The sequence below is a fragment of the Dyella psychrodurans genome, assembly GCF_003363265.1.
GTDB classification, from domain to species: Bacteria; Pseudomonadota; Gammaproteobacteria; order Xanthomonadales; family Rhodanobacteraceae; genus Dyella_B; species Dyella_B psychrodurans.
Map to the genome: position 1 here is coordinate 15,941 of NZ_QRBF01000011.1, position 25,215 is coordinate 41,155.

Annotated in this window: 18 protein-coding genes; 12 read left to right on the plus strand and 6 right to left on the minus strand. The window is 61.7% G+C overall.

The annotated features are described in order from the left end of the window. Window positions 1-25: 25 nt before the first annotated feature. Both baeS and DWU99_RS19940 read left to right on the plus strand, forming a co-directional pair. Window positions 26-1,591, plus strand: coding sequence for a sensor histidine kinase efflux regulator BaeS (gene baeS, locus DWU99_RS19935; RefSeq protein ID WP_115479855.1), 1,566 nt, complete (start codon window positions 26-28; stop codon window positions 1,589-1,591). Window position 1,592: 1 nt separating this feature from the next. Continuing rightward, complete coding sequence (locus DWU99_RS19940; protein WP_115479856.1) at window positions 1,593-2,282, plus strand: response regulator; 690 nt, start codon at window positions 1,593-1,595, stop codon at window positions 2,280-2,282. A gap of 37 nt (window positions 2,283-2,319) precedes the next feature. On the opposite strand, the gene DWU99_RS19945 is transcribed toward DWU99_RS19940, so the two are convergent. Next, the gene (locus tag DWU99_RS19945) at window positions 2,320-2,919 is read right to left on the minus strand and encodes a hypothetical protein (RefSeq protein ID WP_199535881.1); all 600 of its coding nucleotides are present in this window, start codon (window positions 2,917-2,919) and stop codon (window positions 2,320-2,322) included. An 85-nt stretch (window positions 2,920-3,004) separates the two neighbouring features. On the opposite strand from DWU99_RS19945, the gene DWU99_RS19950 reads away from it, so the two are divergent. Together DWU99_RS19950 and DWU99_RS19955 are read left to right on the plus strand one after the other, a co-directional pair. After that, window positions 3,005-3,997: a helix-turn-helix transcriptional regulator gene (locus tag DWU99_RS19950; protein ID WP_115479904.1), complete on the plus strand. Its 993-nt coding sequence runs from the start codon at window positions 3,005-3,007 to the stop codon at window positions 3,995-3,997. Window positions 3,998-4,000: 3 nt separating this feature from the next. After that, window positions 4,001-5,527, plus strand: coding sequence for a peptide MFS transporter (locus DWU99_RS19955; protein ID WP_115479857.1), 1,527 nt, complete (start codon window positions 4,001-4,003; stop codon window positions 5,525-5,527). A gap of 39 nt (window positions 5,528-5,566) precedes the next feature. On the opposite strand, the gene bla is transcribed toward DWU99_RS19955, so the two are convergent. Further along, window positions 5,567-6,436 (minus strand): class A beta-lactamase, encoded by an 870-nt coding sequence (gene bla, locus DWU99_RS19960; protein ID WP_115479858.1) that lies wholly within the window; start codon window positions 6,434-6,436, stop codon window positions 5,567-5,569. Window positions 6,437-6,724: 288 nt separating this feature from the next. After that, the gene (locus DWU99_RS19965; RefSeq protein WP_199535882.1) at window positions 6,725-7,312 is read right to left on the minus strand and encodes a cupredoxin domain-containing protein; all 588 of its coding nucleotides are present in this window, start codon (window positions 7,310-7,312) and stop codon (window positions 6,725-6,727) included. A 193-nt stretch (window positions 7,313-7,505) separates the two neighbouring features. On the opposite strand from DWU99_RS19965, the gene DWU99_RS19970 reads away from it, so the two are divergent. Beyond that, entirely contained in the window at window positions 7,506-8,321 is an 816-nt protein-coding gene (locus DWU99_RS19970) for a DoxX family protein (protein WP_115479859.1), read from the plus strand. 179 nt (window positions 8,322-8,500) lie between these two features. On the opposite strand, the gene DWU99_RS19975 is transcribed toward DWU99_RS19970, so the two are convergent. Next, complete coding sequence (locus DWU99_RS19975) at window positions 8,501-9,019, minus strand: Dps family protein (protein WP_115479860.1); 519 nt, start codon at window positions 9,017-9,019, stop codon at window positions 8,501-8,503. 190 nt (window positions 9,020-9,209) lie between these two features. Between DWU99_RS19975 and DWU99_RS19980 the strand changes: the two genes are divergently transcribed. Both DWU99_RS19980 and DWU99_RS19985 read left to right on the plus strand, forming a co-directional pair. Further along, window positions 9,210-11,084 carry a potassium transporter Kup gene (locus DWU99_RS19980; protein ID WP_115479861.1) on the plus strand — a complete coding sequence of 625 codons (1,875 nt, stop codon included), beginning with the start codon at window positions 9,210-9,212 and terminating at the stop codon, window positions 11,082-11,084. A 443-nt stretch (window positions 11,085-11,527) separates the two neighbouring features. Next, the gene (locus tag DWU99_RS19985; protein WP_115479862.1) at window positions 11,528-12,694 is read left to right on the plus strand and encodes a GGDEF domain-containing protein; all 1,167 of its coding nucleotides are present in this window, start codon (window positions 11,528-11,530) and stop codon (window positions 12,692-12,694) included. A 24-nt stretch (window positions 12,695-12,718) separates the two neighbouring features. Here DWU99_RS19985 and DWU99_RS19990 read toward each other — a convergent pair whose 3' ends face one another. Continuing rightward, window positions 12,719-13,147, minus strand: a complete 429-nt coding sequence (locus DWU99_RS19990) for a hemerythrin domain-containing protein (RefSeq protein ID WP_233511230.1) — start codon at window positions 13,145-13,147, stop codon at window positions 12,719-12,721. 369 nt (window positions 13,148-13,516) lie between these two features. Between DWU99_RS19990 and DWU99_RS19995 the strand changes: the two genes are divergently transcribed. From DWU99_RS19995 to DWU99_RS20015, 5 genes are all read left to right on the plus strand, one after another. Further along, complete coding sequence (locus DWU99_RS19995; protein WP_115479863.1) at window positions 13,517-14,200, plus strand: aspartyl/asparaginyl beta-hydroxylase domain-containing protein; 684 nt, start codon at window positions 13,517-13,519, stop codon at window positions 14,198-14,200. Between the two features lie 249 nt (window positions 14,201-14,449). Further along, window positions 14,450-16,186: a GGDEF domain-containing protein gene (locus DWU99_RS20000; RefSeq protein ID WP_158543384.1), complete on the plus strand. Its 1,737-nt coding sequence runs from the start codon at window positions 14,450-14,452 to the stop codon at window positions 16,184-16,186. A 418-nt stretch (window positions 16,187-16,604) separates the two neighbouring features. Continuing rightward, entirely contained in the window at window positions 16,605-18,902 is a 2,298-nt protein-coding gene (locus DWU99_RS20005) for a S53 family peptidase (protein WP_115479865.1), read from the plus strand. Between the two features lie 161 nt (window positions 18,903-19,063). Further along, window positions 19,064-20,467 carry an MFS transporter gene (locus DWU99_RS20010; protein ID WP_115479866.1) on the plus strand — a complete coding sequence of 468 codons (1,404 nt, stop codon included), beginning with the start codon at window positions 19,064-19,066 and terminating at the stop codon, window positions 20,465-20,467. 168 nt (window positions 20,468-20,635) lie between these two features. Next, the gene (locus DWU99_RS20015; protein WP_115479907.1) at window positions 20,636-22,732 is read left to right on the plus strand and encodes a phosphocholine-specific phospholipase C; all 2,097 of its coding nucleotides are present in this window, start codon (window positions 20,636-20,638) and stop codon (window positions 22,730-22,732) included. Window positions 22,733-22,788: 56 nt separating this feature from the next. Here the strand turns inward: DWU99_RS20015 and DWU99_RS20020 are convergent, their stop codons facing one another. Beyond that, on the minus strand, window positions 22,789-25,176 hold the full coding sequence (locus tag DWU99_RS20020; RefSeq protein WP_115479867.1) for a TonB-dependent receptor: 2,388 nt from the start codon (window positions 25,174-25,176) through the stop codon (window positions 22,789-22,791). Window positions 25,177-25,215: the final 39 nt, after the last annotated feature.

The window sequence follows — 25,215 nt, forward strand, 5'->3', positions numbered from 1 at the left end:
TGGGTACCCCACATACTCGCCCCTCATGCGTCTGGGCCTGACCGCCAAACTGTTCGTCGCCATGCTTGCCGTCGCGGTTTTCGCCGTGCTGGCGATGGGCGTTGCCGCAAGGTTGAGTTTCGATCGCGGTTTTCTCGGTTATCTGTCCGAGCAGGAAACCGCGCGCATGGACAGTGTTGCCGCGTCCTTGACCGCGGCTTACCGCGCGCACGGCAGCTGGCAGTTTCTGCGCGAAACTCCGGGACCGTGGTTCGAAGTGATGCGCCCCTACGGTCCGCCTTTTGGACCCGGGCTTCACGACGACCACGCGTTGCCTTTCGATCATCCGCCCGGACCTCCACCCGGCGATGCAAACGAGCCTCCTCCGGATTTTCCCAACCAGCCGCCTCCGGATCTGGATAAAGGCCCGCCGTCTGGAAATTCCGGCCAGCAGTTCCCACCCGGTCCGCTTCCGCCGGGTGCTCAGCCCGGTTCGCCGTATTCCGCGTCCGACCTGACGGGTGCGGGCCTTCGCTTCACCCTGCTCGATGCGCAAGGCCATTACCTGTTCGGCAATCCACGGGTGGCGAGCGGACCGCATTCGCTGAAGCACGACATCGTGGTCGATGGGCGGACCGTAGGCATCCTGACGATGCTGTCGTTCCGGCAAGTGACCGAAGCGGGCGATCTGCGTTTTCAGGAAGGGCAATACCGCGCTACCTGGATGGTGGGCATGGAGGCCTTGTTGATCGCCGGCTTGCTCGCGGTCTGGCTTGCGCGCACGCTGTTGAATCCCGTTCATCGCATTGCCAAGGCCACGCATTCGCTGGCGAAAGGCGACTACGCCGCGCGCGTGGCCACGCACTCGCACGATGAGCTCGGCCAGCTTGCGCGCGATTTCAATCAGCTGGCCGTGACGCTGGAACGAAACGAAACCATGCGCCGCGAATTCGTGGCCGACGTATCGCACGAGTTGCGCACGCCGCTGGCGATCATTCGCGGCGAACTGGAAGCGCTGGAAGACGGCGTGCGCCAGCTCGATGCCGCCGCCATCCAATCGCTGCAGGCCGAAGTCGGCACGCTCAGCAAACTGATCGACGATCTCTATCAATTGTCGCTGGCCGACCTCGGCACCATGACCTACCGCAAGGTCGACGTCGACGTGGGCAAACTGCTGGAAGCCACCGTCGAGACGTTCCAGGAACGTCTGCGCAAAGCCGACCTTGCGCTCGAGCTGCGTTTGCCCGCATCGCCGGTGACGATACTTGCCGACGAAAATCGCCTGCATCAGGTGTTCAACAACCTGATCGAAAACAGCGTGCGTTACACCGATGCGGGAGGCCAGCTTCGCATCCGTTGCACCGCCGCGGACGATGGCGTCACCGTGGAGCTGATGGATTCCGCGCCCGGCGTCGACGAAAAGAGCCTGCCGCGCCTGTTCGATCGCTTCTATCGCGTGGAGGCCTCCCGCAATCGCGCCAGCGGCGGCGCCGGACTCGGTTTGGCCATCTGCCGCGCGATAGTCGACGCGCATGGCGGCAGCATTCGCGCCCAGGCTTCGCCACTCGGCGGCTTGTGGCTGACGATTCATCTGCCTGCAGGGAATGCATGACATGAACACGATGCCCGATGCCGTGGCGCGCATCCTGCTGGTGGAGGACGAACCCAAGCTCGCATCGCTGGTGGGCGACTATCTTCAGGCAGCCGGCTATGCCTGGCATTGGGTCGCGGACGGCCGCGAAGCCGTGCCGGTCGCCATGGCCGAACGACCCGACCTGATCCTGCTGGATCTGATGTTGCCGGGTCGCGACGGCCTGGATATCTGCCGCGAGCTGCGCAGCCTCAGCGATGTGCCGATCATCATGCTGACCGCGCGCGTGGACGAAATCGATCGCTTGCTGGGGCTGGAACTCGGCGCCGACGATTACATCTGCAAACCCTTCAGCCCGCGCGAAGTGGTGGCGCGCGTCAAGGCGATTCTTCGCCGGTCGCGTGCGAGTGCGGAGCACAATCATGCGTCGCTGCGCATCAACGAGGAAACGCATAGCGCCGTGTTTCATGGCGTGATGCTGGAACTGACGCCCGTCGAATTCCGTTTGCTGAAAACACTCGCCGCCTCGCCCGGCCGCGTTTTTTCGCGCGATCGTCTGCTCGACAATCTGTATATGGATCACCGCGTGGTGACCGACCGGACCGTCGACAGTCACATCAAGAATCTTCGGCGTAAACTTGAGCAGGCGGCTCCCGGTCAGGAGCCGATTCGTTCGATCTACGGCGTCGGCTACAAATTGGAGATCGACTGAGACAGGTCGTCGTCAGTCGATTTCCCGGCGCTCGCGGTTACGATCCCGATACGCGCGTAAAGTCCGTCACCCAGTTCGTCTCCCAGGTTTTCCCGCCGTCGCCTGAAAACGCCTGTTCCCAATGCGCGGTGTCCGGTGTCGGATGCGTCCAGGTGAATCGCACTTTGACCGTTTTGCCGCGCAGCGTGTCGTCGGAATAGAAGACGCCGACGCCGTTCGCGAATCGGCCTTTCACCGGCGGATCCAGCGGCGCAGAGGGCATGCGGCTGTCGAGCCACCATATCGACCAGAGGCCTGTCACGGGATCGTAAGCACGCAACGTCACGCCGCGATAAACGCCACCGGGCACGTTGAGGAGGCTTTCGTCCTCGTTGGCCCAGCCGTTCATCAGCGGGTGCACGCTGATCGTGCCGTCGAATTCCACCCAGTCGTGGCTGCCCAGCAGACGCTCTTTCAGTTTGCGGTGATGGGCGCGCCAATCGCCCATGAAGAAATCGAAGTCGTGCAGGCCGGTCAGGTTGGGTGTGGAAGGTGCGGACTTGGGGTTGTCCTGACTGGCATGCACCGGAAAGATGGGACTGGCTACCGCTACGGCGACCGCGGCGACGGCCATCCATGCGTGGTGAAAACGTTTCATGCGTAGGTCCTCCTGCAGTTGTGCGCGCCATCTTGTCGCGCTAAATATGTCGCCCGATGTCATGTATTTTTGGGCGGGGTCGAAAATGCTGGCGAGCCGTCTCCTGTCGATCCTGATGCTGCTGCAGACGCGCGGGCGCATGAGCGCCAGCCAGCTCGCGGCGGAGCTGGAAGTGACGGTTCGCACCATCCATCGCGATATCGATCAGCTGAGCGCCGCGGGCATTCCCGTCTATGCCGATCGCGGGCGCAACGGCGGTTTCCAGTTACAGGACGGTTACCGCACGATGCTGACCGGCCTCAATCAATCCGAAGCCGAAACCTTGTTTCTTGCCGGCCTGCCGGGGCCGGCCGCGCAAATGGGCCTGGCGGACGTGCTCTCCACGGCGCGACTGAAATTGCTGGCGGCGTTGCCGGCGAGGATTCAACCGGGCGCCGAACGTATCGCCACGCGCTTTCATCTGGATGCGGGCGCCTGGTTTCACAGCGTGGACCAACTCCCCGCGCTGCCCGTCATTGCGCAGGCGGTGTGGAGCGAACACATGCTGCGGATGCGGTATCACCCTTCCGGCGAGACCGACGCGCGTCCGCGCAAGGTCGCGCCGCTCGGCCTCGTGCTCAAGAGCGGCATCTGGTATCTGGTGGCGCAAAACAGCCGGTCGATCAGCACGTATCGCGCGGCGAACATTCACGACGCCGAAGTGTGCGACGACGTCTTCACGCGTCCGAAACATTTCGACCTGGTGGCGCATTGGGAAAGAAGCGTGCGCGACTATGAGGCAAGCGTGTATCACGATTATGCCGACGTGCGCTTGTCGCCGGTCGGCTTGAAGCGGCTGAGCCTGCTGGGGCCTTATGTCACGAGTTCGGCGGCGAGAACCCTCGGCAAGCCCGATCGCAAGGGATGGGTGCGATGCCGACTGCCGATCGAGTCGCTCGACTTCGGCATTCGCGAGCTGCTGAGGCTGGGCGACGAAGTGATCGTGCTCGGCCCGCCGGTTCTGCGCGCGCAGTTGGCGGAAGTCGCGGGACGCATCGCCCGGCTTCATCAAAGCGTTCTTCCCGGGCGCGGGCGCTGAACCGTGCTTGCGGCGCATCGCAACCATCGGCTGCGCCCCTTCCTCACGGTGCTGTTGTTCGAATTCTGGGAGCGCTGCGGTTACTACGGCACCGCGGTGCTGATGGTGCTCTTCATGATCCAGCAGCTGGGTATCCGCGATACGGATGCCAGCCTGATCTGGGGCACGTTCAGTGCCCTGCTGTTCGCGGCACCGGCGGTCGGCGGCTGGGTCGGCGACCGCATCCTGGGTGCAAAACGCAGCATGAGACTGGGTGCCTGCGTGCTTGCGCTGGGCTATCTGTTGCTGACCATCTCGGGCAACAGCCTGCCGAAGATGCATCTTGCGTTGGGCCTGATCATCGTCGGCAGCGGCTTGTTCAAACCCAACATCGCCAACATGGTACGACGCGTTTACGAGGATTCGCCTTCGACCTTCGATCGCGTGTTCACGCTGTACTACATGACGAACAATATCGCGGCCAGCGTATTCGTGCTGTTGACGCCGTGGATCAAGGATCGCTGGGGATGGCACGCCGCATTCGCCGTTTGCTTCGTGTGCATGGTGATCGGACTGATCTGCTACGCCTATCTTGCACGCACGCTTGCCGACATGGGCTCGACGGCCGATACGCAACGCCTGCGCGGGCGCAGCCTCGCCGGCGTTCTGGGCGGCTGTGGCCTGGCCGTGCTTGTGGCGGCCTTCGTGATGCAGCACGACGTCATGGCGTTGGCCTGCGTCTATCTGGGAAGCGCGGCCGTGCTTGGCGTGTTCGGCTACATGATTGCGAACGGCAAGCGATCCGAACGTGCGGGATTGATCGCGGCGGTTTTCCTGGTCGGCGAGGCCATGCTGTTTTTCGTTTTCTACAACCAGGTAGGAACGTCGCTCACCTTGTTCGCGCTTCGTCATGTCGACTGGAACCAGACGCTGTTCGGCCGGCATCTCTTCACCTGGTCGCCTGCGCAATATGCCGGGATCAACTCGCTGTGGGTCATGGTGCTTTCGCCGCCGCTGGCCTGGGTGTACCGGCAGTTGGAAAAGCGCGGACGCGATCTGCATGTCGCCGCGAAATTCGCATGGGGATTCGTGGCCGTGGCGGCAGGCTTTTTTGTCTTCGGTTTCAGCGGCCACGCGGCGCACGACGGCAAGGTGTCGTCGTGGTTCATGGTTGCCGGCTACGGCTTTTATTCCCTGGGCGAGTTGCTGGTCGCCGCGCTTGGACTTGCGATGATGTCGCGCTTTGTCCCGGCGCGCATGGGCGGCTTCATGATGGGCGCCTTTTTCGTGGCGGCCGGTATCGCGCAATACCTGGGTAGCGTGATCGCCAATCGTGCGAACCTGGTGGGCGGCCTGGTCGATGCGAATGCCGGTCTCGCAGCCTATACGCGGCTTTTCGATGATCTGGGATGGCTTGCCGTCGCCGGCGCCATCGTGGCGATCGCGTTGCTTCCGTTCCTGAGACGTTTGTCCGATGTCCACGAGAGGGATCGGATCGACCGCGAAAAGCACGAAGCCGAGGCGGAGGCACCTCGGCTTCGTGCGCATTGATGTGGTGCTTTATGCGTGTATCTCGATGGCAAGCGACCGCTACATCGTCGCCACGATGCGCCCCACGTCGGCCAGCACCGCACTGCGCGCATCGTCATCGAGGTTCGCGGCCGAGTAGTAGGCGGACACCAGCAACGGCTTGCGCTGGGGTGGCCACATGATGGCAACGTCGTTGGTGGCGTCGTAACCGCTGCCCGTCTTGTCGCCCGTCACCCAGCCGGCGGGCAGGCCGGCCTGCAGGCGGTTCTTGCCGGTGGTGGTTTCGCGCAACCATTCCGTGAGCAGTTTGCGCGACTCGTCACGCAATACATGGCCAAGTACCAGGGTGCGCAAGTTGTTCAACATCGATGCCGGCGTCGTCGTGTCGCTTACGTGGTCGGGACTCGGGCGATTGAGTTCCGGCTCGTTGCGATCCAGCCGCGTCATGGTGTCGCCGAGCTGCCGCGCATAAGCCGTGACGGCAGCGGGGCCGCCCAGATTCGCCAGCAGCACATTGGCGGCTGTGTTGTCGCTGAGCGACACCGCCGCCTTGCACAGGTCCGCGATGCTCATGCCCGGCAGACCCACATGATGTTGCGTTACCGGCGCGTAGGAGAGCACTGCGTCCTTGCCGAAGATCAGATGCCGATCCAGTTGCTCCGCACCGCGATCCACGCGGTCGAGCGTGGCGGCGGCCAGCAGCATCTTGAAAGTGCTGCACATCATGAAGCGTTCGTCGGCGCGATGTCCCACGCTGCGTCCGCTGCCTGTATCCAGCACTGCAACACCCAGTCGGCCACCGTGCTTGCGTTCCAGCGCCGCTAGCTTCGCCCTCACATCGTCCGCTTCGGCGGCAAACGCGGCTACGGGATTCAATGCGAGCGCGGAAACACCGATCAACGCGCCCTTCAGAAGATTTCGACGATTCAAGGCATCACTCCGTGACAGATGGAAACAACGGCATGCTGTGTAGTCAGCCTGTTCATTGTATTTCCGGTCGCGGATCGTTGTCGGCCAAAGCCAGGGCAATACCGGGGCAGTTGCAGCCCATGGCAAAGCGCGCTTTGCTCCTCCCCCTGCAAGGCAGGGGGAGGCTGGGAGGGGGTCGCACGGTCTTGCCTTGACGCAAGATTGCTTGACCCCACCCCAACCCTCCCCTGCACGCAGGGGAGGGAGCAGGTTACGTCGCGTGTGTATGCCGAATTCGAATGAAGCGGGTCAGCGAATGCGCTGAAACTGCATCACCCAATTGGTTTCCCACGTCTTGCCGCCATCGGGCGAATAAGCCTGCTCCCATTGCGCGGACGTGGGTGTGATGTGCGACCAGATGAAGCGCACGCGTATCGGCTTGCCGTCGAGCGTGTCGTTCGCGTAGAAGGTACCCATGCCGTTGACGAAGTTGCCTTTGACAGGCGGATCGAGATTGGCGAACGGATCGCGGCTGTCCAGCCACCAGATGGCCCATCGCCCGCTGACGGGATCGTACGAGCGCAATCCCACGCCACGATAGGTGCCGCTCGGCTTCTCGATGACATTGTCGTCGACGTTGGACGAGCCATTCATCAACTTGTGCATGCTGCACGTGCCCTCGAATTCGATCCATTCGTGGCTGCCGGCAAGGCGCGCTTTCAGTTGGCGATGATGGACCTGCCAATCGCCGACGAGAAAATCGAAATCGTGCAGATGGGTGAGATTGGGCGCGCCCTGCATGGGTTTGGGTGCGTCCTGGGATGCATGCACGGTGACCGCCGAACCCATGGTTGCGGCCAGCAGCACAGCGGCGAGTGTGATTCGGAACGTCTTCATGGGATGCCCCTACGTGTGGTGTCGACGGCATCTTGCACTGCAATACCTGACAGCGAATGTCATGTATTTTTGGCATCGGTGGACGAATCGAAATTGGCTCTTGCGGTCCTTGCGTCATGATGGTGTGAATGTAAGCTGTGCGACGTTCGGCTCGTCGCACCTCCATCGATCATCGACACAGGAGCTAAGGGCTATGCGCTTGATGGGTGTGGGCTACATGGTGTTCGCCGCGGCGTGCATGGCGCTCGGCGTGTTGAGCCTGGGTTCGGGCGATTTCGCTTTCGTATGGCAACCGGTTCCGCCCGACGTTCCCGGTCGCGCGATCTTTGCGTATCTATCGGGCGGCATCCTGTGCGTCACGGGCGTGGGGATGCTGGTCAGACGATTTGCGGCACCCGCCAGTTTTGTCTTTACCTTGTATGCGCTGGTCTGGCTCCTGGTCCTGCATGTTCCGCATCTCGTGCTGGGGCCATTGCATGAGATCAATTGGGGCTCATGCGCGGAAATCGCCACATTGGTGGCCGGCGGCTGGATCCTGTATGCGCGCGTGGCGACACCGGGCGACGCGCTTTACGTTGCGCCGCTTGCTTCGGCAAAGGCGGTGCGCATCGCACAGTTGATCTTTGCCGTGTCAGTGCCGTTGATCGGGCTTGAACATCTTGTCTACGCGAAAGACACCGCCGGCTACGTGCCGGCATGGCTACCCGATCGCATGGGCTGGGCCATCATCACCGGCATAGGGCATATCGCGGCGGGTCTTGCCATCGCGATAGCCGTTCTTCCACGGCTGGCGGCAACGCTGGAAGCATGGATGATGGGAGCCTTCACGGTGCTGGTGTGGATTCCCGTGGCCGTCGGCGCACCGACACAACGATTCGGGTGGACGGCCTTCCTCATTTCGACCGCGCTGACGGCGGCGGCGTGGATCGTCGCGGAATCGTATCGCGACGTTCCGTGGTTTTCGTTCAATCGCTCGAAGAATCTCGCCGCGCATCTGGCGCCGCGCTGATGTTGAAAGCTGATGCAGGGCGCTGCGTGCTGCTCTGCTCCTCCCCCTGCGAAGTAGGGGGAGGCTGGGAGGGGGTAAAGCTTTTGCTTCGTTAAGGGCTTTACCCCACCCCGACCCTCCCCTGCTGCACGCAGGGGAGGGAGTGCGATGCGATGCGTGCTGAATACGTACTGGTGCCGTCAGGTGGAACGCCCGGTTTCGAACAGGAACCACACGCGGCGTTCGGCTTCGTCGATCCAGTTTTCCAGCAGGCTCGCGCTCGCGACATCGTTGTATTCGTCGCACAGTGCGTGCGTCTCGCGCATGTAGGCAGCGAGACGTGCGTTGTCGTCGCGCAGCTCCGCCAGCATGTCCGCAGGCGTCACGAAGCCCGCGTCGTTGTCGGAAAGCCGCTGCTGCTTCGAGATCTGGCCGATCGAACGCAGCGTCGTGCCGCCCAGTTTGCGCACGCGTTCGGCGACGGGGTCGGTCGTTGCGTAGAGCTCGTCGGCTTGCTCGTCCAGCATCAGGTGATAGTCCCTGAAGTGCGGGCCGGAAATGTGCCAGTGAAAGTTCTTGGTTTTCAGGTAAAGCGCAAAGATGTCCGCGAGCAGCGCATTGAGCCCTGCGGAAATATCGCGCCGCGCATCTTCGCCAAGCGCACTTGGGGTTTTCAGCGGCGCCTCGCGCCGTTGCTTGGCTTTGCTGGCCTTGGCCATGGTGCTATCTCCTTTCGGTTCGCTACTTCAATGCACAATGCAACAGGAATTCGTGAAATCCTGATGACCGCAACCTTGCCTCGACCATCTGTCGAGACGATGAAGCCCGACTTTATCAAAAGCGATTGTCGCCAGTGTCATTTTTCGTGGTTAGACTGCCTGTCAGCCTCGCAATCCGAGCCGGTGCGTCATGACGGAAATCGCCGCAGATACATGGAAAAAACCCGCTCTGCTCGCTGCGGGCGTCGGTGCCCTGGGGGTGGTTTTCGGCGATATCGGCACGAGCCCGCTGTATACGTTCAAGACCGTGCTGGACATGACCGGCGGTGACAACCCGCAGACCATCTATGGCGTCATCTCGCTGCTGATCTGGACCTTGATCCTGATCACCTCGGTCAAGTACGCGGGCTTTGCGATGCGCATCGACAACGACGGCGAAGGCGGCATTCTCGCGTTGATGGCGCTGCTGGGCGTCAAGCGGCACAAGCGCCCGCTCATCGTGGCGGCCGGTCTGTTCGGCGCGGCGCTCATTTATGGCGATGGTGCGATCACGCCCGCGATTTCCGTGCTTTCGGCGCTGGAAGGACTGAACATCGTCGCGCCATCCCTGCATCACTATGTGTTGCCGCTCACCGTGCTGATCCTGCTGGCGTTGTTCGCGCTGCAACCGGCGGGCACGGCGAAGATCGGTCGCGCGTTCGGCCCCATCATGGCCTTGTGGTTCATCACGATGGCGGTACTGGGCATCTGGGGCATCGTGAAGCATCCGTCGATTCTTTGGGCGCTCAATCCGTATTACGGCCTGCACTATCTGTTGCACGGCGGCGGTGGCGGATTTCTGGTGCTCGGCGGTGTTTTTCTCTGCGTGACGGGTGCCGAGGCGCTGTATGCGGACATGGGTCATTTCGGCGCGGGACCGATCAAGCTGGCCTGGTCTTCGCTGGTGTTTCCCAGCCTCGTGCTGAACTACGCAGGCCAGGGTGCCATCGTGTTGTCGGGCGCGCCGACGGACGGCAACATCTTTTATCGCCTGTGCCCGCCGTCGCTGACCTTGCCGCTGATCATCCTGTCGACGATCGCCACGATCATCGCCAGCCAGTCGATCATCACCGGCGCATTCTCCATGACGCGGCAGGCGATCCAGCTGGGCTGGATGCCGCGCCTGAAAGTGTCGCAGACCTCCGAAGAGGGATACGGCCAGATTTACGTCGGCACCGTGAACTGGCTGCTGATGCTCGTCACGATCGGCCTGGCGCTGGGCTTCGGAAAGTCGGACAACCTGGCCGGTGCCTACGGCATCGCGGTGTCCGCCACCATGCTGATGACCACCGCACTGCTGTTCATCGCGATGCGCGAGATCTGGAAGTGGCCTTTCATCGCCGCTGCCGCCGTGGCCGGCGTCTTCTTCGTGGTGGATGCCTCGTTCTTCGCATCGAACATGATGAAGCTGTTCGACGGCGGCTATGTGCCGCTGCTGCTGGCGACGCTGGTGTACCTGGTGATGTACATCTGGCATCGCGGCGTCATGGCGATTGCCGTGCGATCCACCGAAGATCCGATGCCGGTCGATGCCTTCCTGGACGAACTCGTGCAGACCGGCGTGGCCCGCGTGCCGGGTACGGCCGTGTTTCTCACGCGCGCGAAATCGTCCGCGCCGCCGGTGATGATCTGGTACGTAAGGCACAGCATGGCGTTGCAGAAGCGCGTGCTCGCCGTGACGCTGGATATCGCTTCCAAACCCTGGGTTTCCGCCAAGGATCGCCTGGCGCTGGCGGAGATCGGGCCCAATTTCTGGGCGGTCACGGCTACCTACGGCTTCATGGAGCGGCCGGACATGCCGGCGCTGATGGGGCAGATCGCCACGCATGGCTGCCCCATCGATCCGGTCAAGCTCACCTATTTCATCGGCATGGAAAAGATCGTCGCGCGCACCGACGCGCATCGCCTGCCGCGCTGGATACGCGTGATTTTCACCGTGATGCTGCGCAACTGCGCCCGGGTGACCGATTACATGCACATCCCCGCCAGCCAGGTGGTGGATATCGGCAAGCAGGTTTCCATCTAGGGCCTGTCGTGCCTTTGCAGCCCCATCGACGATATCTGCCTGAAAAGTGACGCTGCACGCGTCTATCTGCGCAAAGCAGCTTATTGCGCGCCCGCCGGTTCTTGCGATCGACAGGTTTGCGACAGCTTCGTTCAGGCCCATCCCATGCGGCAGGCATTTAGAACGATTTAGACGTCCATCCTTGCACGTGTCGAAGCCCTGATCCCGACGGTCGGCGCTTCGGCACGCTCCTTGCCTCATCTGCCTTCAAGCCCGTTCAGCTTGCTGATGCTGAGGGCTGCATCCGGCACAGGCCCGTGCCGGATCATTCAGACACACCGGAGGTTGGAGACGAGATCATGCTGACGGCCATTCGCACTGACAGGCATTGAGCAGCGTCCGCCAGGACGCTCCGGGCGTGTGGAGATGCACGCTTCGAGGTTGGCAGGTACCGGAATCCCACGATGCAGTTGAATGTCGAAACATTAGCGCTGATCAACGGCGGCCAGGCGGTGGCGCTTGCGCTGATGCTTTGGTTTGGCGCGCACGATGGCAGCCGCTATGCGCTCAACGGCCTGCGCCTGCGCGCGGGCGCGCTGGTGGTGGAAGCGTGCGGCGATTTCCTGCTGGCGAGCGATGTGCACGTGTCGCCGCTGGTCGTCCTGCTGTTCGGCAATGGATTCAATCTGGTGGCCCAGGCGCTGACGATCGTCGCGCTGCGCATGGTGTTGCGGCGTTCGCTGCTTTGGCGAACCTCGCTGACGCTGTGCGCGGTCGGCTGGCTCGGCGCGGCATGGCTTAGCGTGATACACCCGAATTATCCCGAGCGGGTGCTTTGGGGTTCGGTCATCCTGGTGTGCAACAACGCCTTGAACATTGCCGCGCTATGGGGCGGTTGCGGCAAGCGCGAGACGCGCGCGCAGTGCGTGCTGCTGTGGGCGTACGTGCTGGCGATCGCGCTGCTGGTGTGGCGCAACGTATCCATGTGGATGCTGCCTACGCCGCTGCAGAGCATCAGCGCACCCTCGTCCATCAACAGCCTCTATGTGTTGCTGATCGGCATCCAGCCGCTGCTGGCAAGCGTGGGCTTTCTGCTGCTCTACAACGAAATTCTGCAACGCGAGCTGTTCAAGCTCGCGCGCATCGATCCGCTCACCGGCGTCAACAACCGGCTCGGCTTGCTGGAGGCCTCGGAAACGCTGCTTGCGCGCGCGCGCGCCAAGCACGAATCCATCGGCGTGCTGCTGATCGACGCGGACCACTTCAAGAGCATCAACGATCGCTTCGGCCACGACGACGGCGATCGCGTGCTGCTGGAACTGGTGGCCAACATCCGCAGCATGCTGCGCGCCGGCGACATGGTGGGGCGCGTGGGCGGCGAGGAATTTCTGGTGTTCTCGCCGGCCGTGCAGACGTCCGATCTGCTGGCGCTGGCCGAGCGCATACGCGTCGCGATCGAACGCACTTCTTTCTCCATCGCCGGGGAAAGCTATGCGCTTACGGTGTCCATCGGCGCGGCGATCGCCCACGGCAACGAGCCGGACATGATGGGCGCAAGGCGCCGCGCGGACATGGCCCTTTACGACGCCAAGCGTGCGGGCCGCAACTGCGTCAGGATCGCCGCGTCTTAGCGCGTGCTCGCAACGGCTTGGCGGTCAGATCATTTCGGCCAAGGGATAAAGCTCTTTATTCTCGCGCTGCACGCGCGTATGCAAGGCCTTGAAGATGGTGTTGGCTTCGTCTTTGAAGCCGGCGGGACTGGCGGCTATTTTGGCGGGCAGATTCCAGCGCGATGCGAACGCCGCGAATGCCTCGGCGATCCCGCCCATCTCCTGCTGGAACAATTGGCCGACGTGCGCGACGAACGGGTCGTCCGCGCCAGCCAGCGCCGGGTAGAGCACGCGATCTTCCGCCGCCAGATGCAATTTGATGGTGGCGGTCATCAAGATCAGCTGCTTGCAGATCGCGTCTGCGTTCTCTTGCACACCCGACTGCACAAATTCACGCAAAACCGTTACCGCGCCCATCAGGTCCACATGCTCTTGCTTGAATTTATCGATGTTCATGTCGGAGATCTCAGCCATCCCGGGATGTTCCCGATACGGTGTTATCGGCGCCAACGTCCGGCCCTTGAACGGAGATACGCGAGGGCCGTCACAGATCATGCAACGCCTGCTCCCATACCTTGGAACAGAGACAGCGGAGGTCAGATCACGCCGATCCGCGCCGCCGCTCGTTTAGGCGGCAGTCGGCTGGCGCAACCTTTTACGGCTCGCAGCGTTTCGTCATGTCGCGCAAACGCTTCGGTGCAAGGACTTTTTTCCGGCGGAAACAAGCCCACCGAAACTTCATGCCATTGCGCTGGCCTATCACTGTTTTCAGGCCAGCGAGCTACACTCCATGGCAAGGACCGTTGCACTCCCCTGGAATTTTTTGACTAGGCGCAACCGACCATGAGCCTGTTGTACGACCTGTCGGCCAATGCTGTGCGTCGTATTTACGATGCGCGCATCGATACGCCGCCGGTGCTGGATGCCGGCACTTATTTTCCCGACGCGGCGCGCTTCGTCGCGTCCTGGCGGCAGATTCGCGATGAGGCCCTGGCGTTGGCCGCGCACATGCAGACCATACCGCGCTTTCACGAGATCATGCCCGCGCAAGCGGAAATCTCGGCGAACGACGGCAAGGATTGGCGCTTGTGCGTGCTGAAGATCTACGGCACGGACGTCGAGAAGAACATGGCGCTATGCCCGACCCTGGGGCATATCGTGTCGTTGTCGCCGGATGTGCTGTCCGCATCGCTTTCGTTTCTGGCGCCCCATAAGCACATCCCGCGTCATCGCGGGCCCTTTCGCGGCGTGCTTCGTTATCAATTGGGATTGTCTGTACCGCTTGACGACGACGGCCGGCCTGCCGCCGTGCTGTCGTTGAACGATCATGAACATCGCATCGGCGACGGCCAGCATCTTTTGTGGGACGACACGTATCCGCACGAGGTATGGAACAACAGCAACCAGATGCGCGCGGCGTTGTTGCTCGACGTGCGCCGCAGGCATATGCCCGCGGACTTGCGCATGCTTTCGCGTGCCTTGATTGCATCGGTAGGCATGGTCGCTCGCTGGCGCGGCGTGGAGTAACTGCAGCTGTCTCGCGCCGGGTCGGAAACGGTCCAGGGCAGCCTTGCTGAACGGCGCACGCGATCAAGTGTCGCAGTGCTCAGGTTTTTGGCCGATCGGCCGATAAAATGCGTCGCCTGTCCGTTTTATGCGAACCGGGCGCTTTCGAACCTTTCAACCCTACTGCGGCGAACGTCGACCGCACAGGTATTGCTGTAGCGACAGACGGACTGACGCATGGTCCGACCCGGTCGCGGGAACAGGGTATTGATGCAGCTTCAGCTACAGCTCAAGACAGGGGCCGCGCTATTGCTGGCCGTCGCCGCGGGCGTTTCCACCTACGTGTTCCTGGGCTACGCCGATGCCTACCGCCAGAGCGCGCAAAATCTTCAGACGCTCACGTCCTACGACCTGGTGCTGAAGGCAGGCAACGCCGTTTCCGCGGAGCGCGCTCCTTCCAACATCCTGCTCAGCCTCGATCCCGACGCCGGACAAGCCTATGTATCCATGCAGGCCGATGTCGCGGCGGCGCGGCAGCGTACCGATCTTGCGCTGAGCGACCTGCAAAACCTGGTGGCAAAACAGCCGCACGATGGCCAGACCATGATCGAACTGGCGGCGGCACGGAAGTCGCTGGCGCAGGGGCGCGCCGACATCGATTGCCTCGCTCGACATGCGCCATCGGATCGTTCGCCGCAGGATCTCCAGAACGCCATCGACGCGATGATCGACGCGCGCACCCGGCTGGACCCGGTGATTCAAAACTTCTATGGCGCCGCGCTACGCCATGCGCCGGATCAAGCCGGCATCATGCAAGGTGCGCTGATCCTCAGCGATCTGCGCGAGTTCGGCGGACGCATCGGTTCCATGCTGATCGTGCCGCTGTCGACGCCCGAGCCGATCAGTCCTGCGCGGCGCGCGGTCATCATCGACCTCAAGGGCCATATCGACCAATTGCATCGCCTGCTTCCCGGTCGCGTCGACCCGGCAAGCCAGGGCCGCGATGACATCGATGGCATGCGCGCGCGCCTGGAGCGCGGATTTTTCGGCCATATGCTGTCGCTGATCGACCAGCTTGTCGCGCATTCCGGTTCCGACTACGGATTGCGCGCGGCATCGTTCACGCGCCAGGTGCTGCCCGACCTCATGGATCTGGAGCGGCTGGAGGACCTGTTCATGCATCGTGCCATCGCGCAGATCGCCCAGACGCACCGCGATGCGCGCAGGCAGATGCTGCTGACGGGAGCGTGCCTGCTGGCGTTGTTCTGCTTCCTGGTCGCGGCGTTGCGCGCGGCGGAAAGCCTCATCATTCGCCCGCTGCTGCTGGCGCGGCAGGAGATCATCAATCTTGCCAGCGGCCATCTCAGCCGCACGCCGCGCGCAGGACGAAGCGCCGAGGTGCGTGCGCTGCACGATGCGATCGACACTTTGCGCAGGCACCAGATCCTGACGACGCAGTTGGCGCTGGAGCGCGATCACTTGAGCGAAGCGCTGCGCGAACAGGCGTACACCGATGCCTTGACCGGATTGCTCAATCGCCGCGCGCTCGAGGAAGTCGTGGGCGATCTGTCTGCCGCGCCCGTCGTGCTTCGGGAGGATCGCGGTCTCATCTTGCTGGATGTGGATTACTTCAAACCCATCAACGACGAGCATGGACATGTGGTGGGCGACATCGTGCTGCGCGCGATGGCCGACCGGATCAAAGACGTCGTTCCGCCGCCGCACAGGGCGTTTCGCTACGGCGGCGAGGAATTCGCGGTACTGACCGCGGGCCTGTCCATGAAAGCGTTGTGCGCGCTTGCCGAAAGCATCCGGCGTGCCATCGCCGGCCATGAAGTGCTTGTCCACAACGCACTGTCGCTGCCCGTTACGGCGAGCTTTGGCGTCGCCCGCGGCGAGGCCGGGCAGTCGACCTGGCTAAACCTTCTCAAAGCCGCTGATACCGCGTTGTATCAGGCGAAAGCCAAGGGTCGGAATCAGCTTATCGCCGCCGATTCGGTCTCATGATTTTTTGCACTAGCGTTTAGACGCATAAATTGTAACGACGCGATGAAATTCCGGTCGCGTTGAACACGGCCGCTGTTGACGGAAATTTCTTTCCTTGGCGAAAAAAACCCGCTCATTCAGCTGGTTTTGTGATGTGTAAATCAGATGTAACACCTAAATTTTCAAAGGCACTGGACGATGCCATCGCGCCGGTAGCACCATCGTGGACCCGGTATCAGGCCGGGATGCAGTGGGAGTTTAAGCAGTCAACGCGACCGCGGCCTCGAGGCTACGTCGGGCCCATACGGCGATCCGATGACTTTCCGTAACGTCATGTCCTTGCACCAGGGAGGTAGGAGTACGACGACTCGTAGTTCAGCTGGCAATTCCATCACAGGGGGACTCGCTTTTTTCATCTAACCTTTTAGGGAGAAAAGACGTGAAAACCGAGCATGTGATGATAGGCGTGTCGATTGCCGCAGCCGTCGCAGCGCTGCCTTCGATAGCCTTGGCTTCTTCATCCAATCCGGCGCTCGCCGGTCTCAACACGACCGAAGCGCCGCGTGTCACGCAAGCCGTCGATAACCGCACGGTATCGGCGTTGAGCAATACTCACCTGTCGCTTCTCGACAATCTGAAGCCGACCGGCAGCGTGTCCGACTCCACGCCCATGAACCATATGTTGCTGGTTCTCCAACGCAGCTCATCGCGTCAGTCGGCGCTGGAAGCACTCATCGCCGCGCAGCACGATCCTGCGTCGTCCAAGTTCCATCAGTGGGTGACGCCCTCGGAGTTCGGCGAGACCTTTGGTGTAGCCGATGCGGATATCGCAGCGGTGACGTCGTGGCTGGTCTCGCAGGGCTTTACCGTGCACGGTGTGTACCCGAACAAGATGCAGATCGATTTCAGCGGCACGGCCGGCCAGGTGCGGCAAGCATTCCGCACGCAGGAAAGCCGCTACATGATCAACCACGCCAGCCATATCGCCAACAGCGGCGATATCAGCATTCCGGTGGCTTTGCGCAGCGTCGTGCTCGGCGTTGCCGGTCTCAACGACTTGCGTCCGCAACCGCAACACAAGCAACCGCAGGTGGCGCAGTTCAATGCGTCCACCGCGCGTTTCAAGATCCAGAAGTCGCCGTCCGACGCGGCCAAGCCAGCCAATCCGTATGCCGTTCCGTTCACCGGTGGCGTGCGCGGCTTTGTGCCGTACGACATGAATGTGATCTACAACACCTCGGCACTGTATAGCGCGGGCCTGACAGGCGCGGGCATCACCATTGCCGTGGTCGAAGATCTTGGCATGGACAACTCGGACTGGCCGAACTTCGTCGCGCAGTTCAATCTGGGCAGTTACGGCGGCACGTTCACCCAATTCCAGCCGCAGTTGACGCCCTCCACCGGCAATTGCACCGATCCGGGCGGTGAAAACCCGTTTGGCGAAAGCATCGAAACCGTGCTGGATTCGGAGTGGTCCACGGCGATGGCGCCGGGTGCCAACATCTGGGTCGCGACATGCAACGATGCGGGCAGCACCAACTTCTTCGGTGGCGTGTTCACCGCGGCGGACAACCTGATCAACGGCACGTCGCGTCCGAACATCATCAGTGCCAGCTATGGCTACGGCGAAGGTTTCACCGATAGCGCCAGCAAGAGCGCGATCGACCTGATGTGGGCGCAAGCCGATGCCGAAGGCATCTCGGTGTTCGTATCCACCGGCGACTCCGGCTCCAACCCGAGCTTCAATGGTTCCATCATCAATGGCGTACCGGCCATCGACGCCAATTCGTTCGCCACGTCGCCCAACGACACGGGCGTGGGCGGCTCGGATACGGCCGATATTCTCGACGGCACCACCAGCAAGTACTTCAGCAGCACGATGAACTCGGTGTATGGCACGGCGTTGTCGTATGTGCCGGAAATCACCTGGAACACATCCTGCGGCAACACGCGCGCGGCCAAGGACCTGGTCAATTTGTCGGCGCTCAAGTTCTGCAAGACCGCGCTGATCTACGACCCCAATGGCGAGTACACGACATCCGAAAGTGGCAGCGGCGGTCCGTCGTCGGTCGACATCAAGCCGTCGTGGCAGCGCATCGTGCATGGTGCGGCCAAGGACCAGTCGCGCGATTTGCCCGACGTTTCGCTGTTCGGCGGTTCGTACGGCGGTTATTCGTGGGTGATCCTGTGCACGGGTTTCTATCCCTGCACGACCAACTTCACCTCGCCGGTGGAACTGGTGGCCGGCACCTCGCTGTCCTCGCCGATGTTCGCAGGTATCCAGGCATTGATCGATCAAGGCCTGTCCAACCTGGGTTTGTCCGCGAACCAGGGCAACGCCGCGCCGACGCTGTATGAGCTGGCCAGGAACGAGTACGGCGGCGCCACCGGCGGCGCACCTTCGTCGCTTGCCGCATGCAACGCCGACAACGGCACGAAGGGCACCAGCAAGTGCGTGTTCCACAACATCACCGACGGCGGCAATTCCACGCAGTGCATCGATGTCGCGGCGTTCAGCGAAACCACGCCCGATTGCTACTACTACGGAACGATCAACAATTTGTTCGGCTTCTACGGCCCGACACAGGTTGGTCTGACGTCGTCCAGCACGACCACCTACAACAGCAAGACCGCTGCCTTCGCAGCGCAGGCCGGCTGGAGCTTCGCCAACGGGCTGGGTTCCGTGAACGCGAACAACTTGTTCTCGGCTTGGAAGAAATTCGTCAACGCACCGTAATCTCAATCGTACGCAACGTCGATACGTTCCCCCTGGCGGTTTGTCCGCCAGGGGGAATTTTTATGCGCCGCGCATGAAACGGATATTACGTCGCAGGTAAAAGCATCCGGGCTCTTTCTGTCATAAGCTCTGTCCATCCCCTCCCGCCCCGCAACACCGATATGGACCAGCGACCGCTCCGTCGCAGCATTGCGCGCGTCACCACCGCCACCAGCTTCGGCTGGGCGATGGCGCAGCTGGACGTCACCATCGTCAACGTCGCGTTGCCGCGCATTGCCACCGACCTGCACGCCAGCGTGGCCGGCCTGCAGTGGGTGGTGGATGCCTATGCGTTGTCCTTTGCGGTGTTGTTGTTGAGCATGGGCTACCTGGGCGATCGCCTGGGATCGCGCAAGGTTTATCTCGGCGGCATGGCGCTGTTCGGCATCGCATCGATGCTGTGTGGATGCGCCACGGACATCGCGTGGCTGATCGCCGGCCGCGCACTGCAAGGTGTCGGCGCCGCGGCGATGCTGCCTTGCTCGCTCGCCTTGCTCAACCACGCGACGGCGCACGAACACACCACGCGTGCGCGCGCCATCGGATGGTGGACGGCGGTCGGCAGTATTTCGATTGCGGCGGGGCCGATCATCGGCGGCCTGCTGATGAGCGTGACGTCCTGGCGCAGCATTTTCTTCGTGAATGTGCCGGTATGCGTCGTCGGTGCGTGGTTTGCGCTGCTCGTTCCCGAAACCGAGCGCCACGTGCAGCACAAGCATTTCGATCTGCGCGGGCAATGGCTGGCCATTCTTGCGATCACCGGATTGACCACGGCCGTGATCGAAGCGCATCCCCTGGGATGGACACATCCCGTCGTGCTGGCATGCGCGGCCACGGCGCTGCTGGCAGGACCGCTCTTCGTGTGGGTGGAGTCGCGCAGCCCCGCGCCGATGCTCCCGCTGCATTTTTTCAAGATGCCGGGATTCAGCGCCGCGGTGGTGTACGGCATGGTGATGAATCTCACCTATTACGGCATCGTGTTTCTGCTGAGCCTTTATCTGCAGCGTGTGCACGGATACAGCGCATTGCGCACGGGTCTCGCCTATCTTCCCCTGACCGCCACGTTTTTCGGCGTGAATGTATTCAGCGGCTGGCTGGTGAGTCGCACGGGCGCGCGTTTGCCCATGCTGCTTGGCGCCTTGATCGATTGCGCAGGGTTTGCTTTGTTTCTGCTGCTGGGTGCGGACAGTCCCTACCTGCTGATGCTGCCCGCGTTCGCGTTGCTGCCCTGTGGCATGGGACTCGGCGTTCCGGCGATGACCACCACCGTATTGTCGTCCGTGGCGAAGCAAGCCTCGGGTACCGCGTCGGGTGTGCTCAATTCGGCGCGGCAGGCGGCGGGCGCCATCGGCGTGGCGGTGTTCGGCGCGCTGGTGGGCGACAGCGATAGCCATATCGTCGCCGGCTTGCATCTGTCGGCATTGATCTCGGTCGTATTGCTGTTATCGATAGCAATGCTGGCGTTGCGATATATCGCACCCGTTCTGATCGCCAGGCACGACAAATTCGATGCGGTGGACTATTGAACGTGTTGGCTGACTGAAAACTTGTAACCGTTCGCAGTTTCTTCTTCGCGTTCACCGTTTCTTGACGAAAACGCATAGACATGTCGCGTGCCTGGCTACGCCGACGTCATAAAAGCAGCACACCCGATCTCTATCTTCGCGTCACCGAACATAGGAATGGGTGTCGACATGATTGAGCTCAGTCGCCGTAAGTTTCTTGCGCTATCGGTCAAGGCCGCCGCGCTCGGCATGACCGGGTACACGGTAGGAGGCATGCTCAAACCCGCGAAGGCCGCGACGACTGCCGCAACGGGAACGATCACCGATGTGAAGCACGTCGTCATCCTGATGCAGGAGAACCGCAGCTTCGATCATTACTTCGGAACGCTGCAAGGCGTGCGCGGCTTCGGCGATCGTGCCGGCATCACGTTGTCCGGCGGCTACTCCGTGTTCGATCAGCCCAACGGATTGACGCGTCAGTATCCGTGGGCGTTCGATACCACCTCGCCTGCCGCGGGCCAGACCAGCGAAGTCATCACGCAATGCGACGGCAGCCTCGATCATTCGTGGTCGACGCAGCATACGGCGTGGAACAACGGAAAGATGGATTCGTGGGTGGCGGCCAAGGGCAGCGTGCGCACGCTCGGCTACCTTACCCGCAAGGACATTCCTTATCACTACGCGCTCGCGGATGCTTACACGATCTGCGATCACTACTTCTGTTCCATCCTGAGCGCGACCGGTCCCAACCGCACGTATCTCTGGGGCGGCATGATCGATCCTTCGGGCGACAACGGCGGCCCCGCCTACGACGGCGGTTCGGAATCCGGACTGACGTGGGAAACCTATGCCGAGGAACTGCAAGCAGCAGGCGTGAGCTGGAAGGTTTATCAAAACGCGTCCGACAATTTCGGCGACAACGGCCTGGCTTATTTCAATCAATTCGCCAATGCATCCACGTCGAGCCCCTTGTATCAGCAAGGCATGGCATCGGTACCCAATCTGACCAACTCCACGCCCAACGACATCGCCGCGGCGATTCAGAACGACGTACTCGCCGGCACGCTGCCGCAGGTGAGCTGGATCGTGGCCAGTCAGGATTATTCGGAGCATCCCGATGCGCCGCCGGAAAACGCCGAGTATTTCGTCAACCGGATCTTGCAGGCGCTGGCGGCGGACATCGACACATTCAACTCCACGGTCCTGATCATCAATTACGACGAAAACGACGGGTTCTTCGACCATGTTCCGCCGCCCGTTCCGCCGAGCGGAACCGCGGGCGAATTCATTACCGTCGGCGGCACGACACAGCCGATCGGCATGGGCTTTCGCGTTCCGATGATCATCTGCTCGCCGTGGACGCGCGGCGGCGCGGTCGATTCGCAGATTTACGATCACACCTCGGTGATCCAGTTTCTGGAAACCTGGACCTCGGCGCTCGGCAAGCCCGCCGTGTGCTCGTCCATCAGCGCGTGGCGTCGTGAAGTAAGCGGCGACCTGACCGGCGCGTTCAACTTCGCCGACCCTGTTTTGGGATTGCCCACCAACTTGCCGGCGGCGACGTCCACGATTAATCGCGCCGGCACCTGCGATCCGTTGCCCAATCCCACCGACAGCAACGCACCCAACAGCCTGCCGCAACAGGAAGCGGGCACGCGTACGGCGCGCGCGCTGCCCTACCAGCCCGATGCCAATATTTCTTCCTTCCAGTACGGCTCGAATGGCCAGATCCTGGTGTGGATAGAGATGCAGAACGTGGGTACGTACGCCACGCGCGCCGTGCCGTTGTCCATTTACGCCAACGCCTATCGCAGCGGTGGTCCGTGGCAATACACCGTGAGCCCCTACAACAACGGCGCAAACGGTTCGGTCACCGACTTCTTCAACATCGGATCGGGCTACGGCAGCGGAAAATACGACCTGACCGTGGTCGGCCCGAATCGTTTTCTGCGTCGCTTCGCCGGCAACGTGAACGATGCGGGCAAGAACTGCAGCATCACCTCATCGTATGCCGCCGATCCTTCCTCCGGCGAATTGGCGGTCTACTTTGCGATGACCAATGCCGGCAGCGCAGCCGTCACCTTCACGATTACCGCGAACAACTACGCCGAGGAAGGTCCCTGGACGTACAACGTGGCCGCCGGCGCCACGGTGAACACCTTTTTCGCCGCGGTGGCGAATACACAGGGCTGGTACGACTTCACCATCACCGTCAGCGGCGATTCCAGCTGGATTCGCCGCTACACAGGGCATCTGGAAAACGGCGGCGCTTCCGTGACGGGCTGATCATGGCAAGGCGGAGTACCTCGGTACTCCGCCTTGTGACTCTGCCTGGGCGGCTATCAGAAAAAGATATCGACGCTGCCGGTGATCGAGCGGGGCGCAGCGATGACCGCACGGATGAAGTTGTTGCCGTAGTAATCCGTGTCCGTGTAGGCCGTGTTGAAATATTCGCGATCGAGCAGATTGTCCACGTTCAGGCCGAAACGCACCTGCTGGCCGAATCCGGATTCGGCAAACCGCACCGTGTCGCTGATGCCGATATTGACCACGGTGTACGGCTTGATCGTGGATGCCGTCGGTGTGCCGGCGTACAGCTGGTCGATGTATTGCTTGTCGACGAATCGCCCTTCCAGATTGACGCGCCAGCCCTGCCATTTCCACACGACGCCCGCGCTGAGCAGATTCTGCGGCACGCCCGCCAGCGGCTGGCCGGCGGATACCTGGCCGGCGTAGTCGGAATTGAAGCTCGACGTGAACTTGGCCTGGTTGTGCGCGTAGTTGAAGTACGTGCTCAGATCGCCCACGGCGGTCTGGCCGAAGTCGTTCTGCAGCTGCAACTCCGCGCCCTGGTAGCGCGAACTGCCTCCGTTTTCGAAGGTGCTGAGCAGGCTTACCGGATCCGTCGCGGTGATGAAGGTGTTCGTGAAATTCTCGCGGTAGCCGTTCACCATCACCGAGAATCCGCCGAGCCGGTAGCGCAGGCCTATCTCGTAGTCCCGCACGAATTCCGGTTTGACCTTGGGAGGCACGATCGTATTGTTGCCGTTGCCGTCGGTCTGGAAAGCGCCGTAGTAAGCGGAAATGTCGGGAAGCTTGAAGTTCTTGCCGTACGACGCATAGGCGTTGAGTCCATCGACGATCTGGTAGTTGACGCCAAAGGTGGGCGACCAGAAGTGTTCCGTATCGTGCACTTCGCCGGCGATGGGATAGTAGAAGCCCACGGTGTCGCGGTCGGTGGTGCTGGCATAGATGTATTTGATGCCGGGTGTCAGGCGCAGGCTGTCGTCGAACAGCGAAATCGTATCCTGCGCATAAAGGGATGCGAGCAGGCGGCGGTCGTGTTCGTCCCACGCATCGTTGTAGCCGTCGATCTTCGGCATGGGCGATTCGCCATACCAGTATTCGCGCGAGTGCAGGTCGCCATACGTGGCGTTGCCGCCGACGACGATGTCGTTCTGCGGCAGATGAATCGTCAGGCTCGGCGAATCGCCGATGCCCGTGGTGGTGTAACCGTAGAAGTGGTAGTCCGTACCGTTTTCGACGCTGCCGAATTGCGCGGCCGGATCGTACGTGGGCCCGTTCGGATTGCTCAGCCAATAGGCGTAGGAACTGGGGTCGTCTTCCAGGTTGTAGGGCTGCGTTGCGCTTTGCTGGTAGATCGGATTGGAAAACGACGTGCGCAGGTATTGGTTGCCGCCGAAGAAGAGCTTGTTTCGGAACTGGACGTCATCGGTGAAGGCCGACTTCCAGTCGACGATGTCCATCCAGTTGGAATCCTTGATGGGCGAATTGGTCCAGTCCAGCGGCCACTGATAGTTGCGGCCGTATTGCTGCATCAACGGCACCGGCATGTTGAAGGGCGAGAAACCCTTGTTGTCGTTGTAGAGCAGGTAGTTGGCGAGCTGATTGTTGTCGTCGATGTTGTAGGTCAGTCCCCAATAGAGATTGTTGTTGTGGTCGCCGGTGTTGTCGATCCAGCCGCGACTGCCGGAATGCTCGAACGAGAACACCTGCTTGATGCCGTTCCAGTCGCCGGTATTGAACGTGGCGTGGTAGTCGTAACTCTTGAAGCTTCCGTAGCTGGCGCCGACGTCGCCGCTCATGCTGTCTTCGGGCTGGCGGGGAATGAAGTCGATGGTGCCGCCCAGCGAGTTGTAGGAGTTCACGGCAGGGTTGTTGATGCCGCGATAAATCTGCACGGATTGCAGGTTGCCCGGTATCAACAAGACGTTGTTGCGATTTTCAGCCTGGTTGGTCACGCCGCCGTTGAATACGTCGTTGAGCGCAACGCCGTCGAAGGTCTCGGAAAATTGGCTGGAATTGAACGCGCGCAGATAGATGGTGGTTTCCACGCCGTTCGGGCCGTTGGCGTAGCCGAACACCGAGGGTTGCTGATTGAGCATGGTCTGCACGGTGACCGTCGGCCCCGGCGACAGATTGCGCAAGGTTTCCTCGTCGGTGACGCTCTGCGTGTACGTGGCCTTCGGCGGAACGGTCTGTTGAACGTTGGCCGTGACGGACACGCCGTTGAGCTGAAGCACTTTGTCCTTGGACGTCTTGGTCGAATTAGTGGTCTGGCTTGGCGCGTTCTGGTCGGTCGATTGATCGTTGGCGTGCAGCGTCGACACCATCGTGCATCCGATGACGGCAATGCTTATCGCCATGGACAACGTCTTTCTGCGGTGATCGGGACGTACATGCTGTTTCAGCATCGAAAGCATTTTCATGGTCTGAAGATCCGGATGAGCGAAGTAATCACGAAGACG

What these genes read in the sequence shown, in the direction of transcription:
- baeS (WP_115479855.1), top strand. Translation starts at nt 26, where the DNA reads ATGCGTCTGGGCCTGACCGCCAAACTGTTCGTCGCCATGCTTGCCGTC.
- DWU99_RS19940 (WP_115479856.1), top strand. Translation starts at nt 1,593, where the DNA reads ATGAACACGATGCCCGATGCCGTGGCGCGCATCCTGCTGGTGGAGGAC.
- DWU99_RS19945 (WP_199535881.1), bottom strand. Translation starts at nt 2,919, where the DNA reads ATGAAACGTTTTCACCACGCATGGATGGCCGTCGCCGCGGTCGCCGTA.
- DWU99_RS19950 (WP_115479904.1), top strand. Translation starts at nt 3,005, where the DNA reads ATGCTGGCGAGCCGTCTCCTGTCGATCCTGATGCTGCTGCAGACGCGC.
- DWU99_RS19965 (WP_199535882.1), bottom strand. Translation starts at nt 7,312, where the DNA reads ATGAAGACGTTCCGAATCACACTCGCCGCTGTGCTGCTGGCCGCAACC.
- DWU99_RS19970 (WP_115479859.1), top strand. Translation starts at nt 7,506, where the DNA reads ATGCGCTTGATGGGTGTGGGCTACATGGTGTTCGCCGCGGCGTGCATG.
- DWU99_RS19975 (WP_115479860.1), bottom strand. Translation starts at nt 9,019, where the DNA reads ATGGCCAAGGCCAGCAAAGCCAAGCAACGGCGCGAGGCGCCGCTGAAA.
- DWU99_RS19980 (WP_115479861.1), top strand. Translation starts at nt 9,210, where the DNA reads ATGACGGAAATCGCCGCAGATACATGGAAAAAACCCGCTCTGCTCGCT.
- DWU99_RS19985 (WP_115479862.1), top strand. Translation starts at nt 11,528, where the DNA reads ATGCAGTTGAATGTCGAAACATTAGCGCTGATCAACGGCGGCCAGGCG.
- DWU99_RS19990 (WP_233511230.1), bottom strand. Translation starts at nt 13,147, where the DNA reads ATGGCTGAGATCTCCGACATGAACATCGATAAATTCAAGCAAGAGCAT.
- DWU99_RS19995 (WP_115479863.1), top strand. Translation starts at nt 13,517, where the DNA reads ATGAGCCTGTTGTACGACCTGTCGGCCAATGCTGTGCGTCGTATTTAC.
- DWU99_RS20000 (WP_158543384.1), top strand. Translation starts at nt 14,450, where the DNA reads ATGCAGCTTCAGCTACAGCTCAAGACAGGGGCCGCGCTATTGCTGGCC.
- DWU99_RS20010 (WP_115479866.1), top strand. Translation starts at nt 19,064, where the DNA reads ATGGACCAGCGACCGCTCCGTCGCAGCATTGCGCGCGTCACCACCGCC.
- DWU99_RS20015 (WP_115479907.1), top strand. Translation starts at nt 20,636, where the DNA reads ATGATTGAGCTCAGTCGCCGTAAGTTTCTTGCGCTATCGGTCAAGGCC.
- DWU99_RS20020 (WP_115479867.1), bottom strand. Translation starts at nt 25,176, where the DNA reads ATGAAAATGCTTTCGATGCTGAAACAGCATGTACGTCCCGATCACCGC.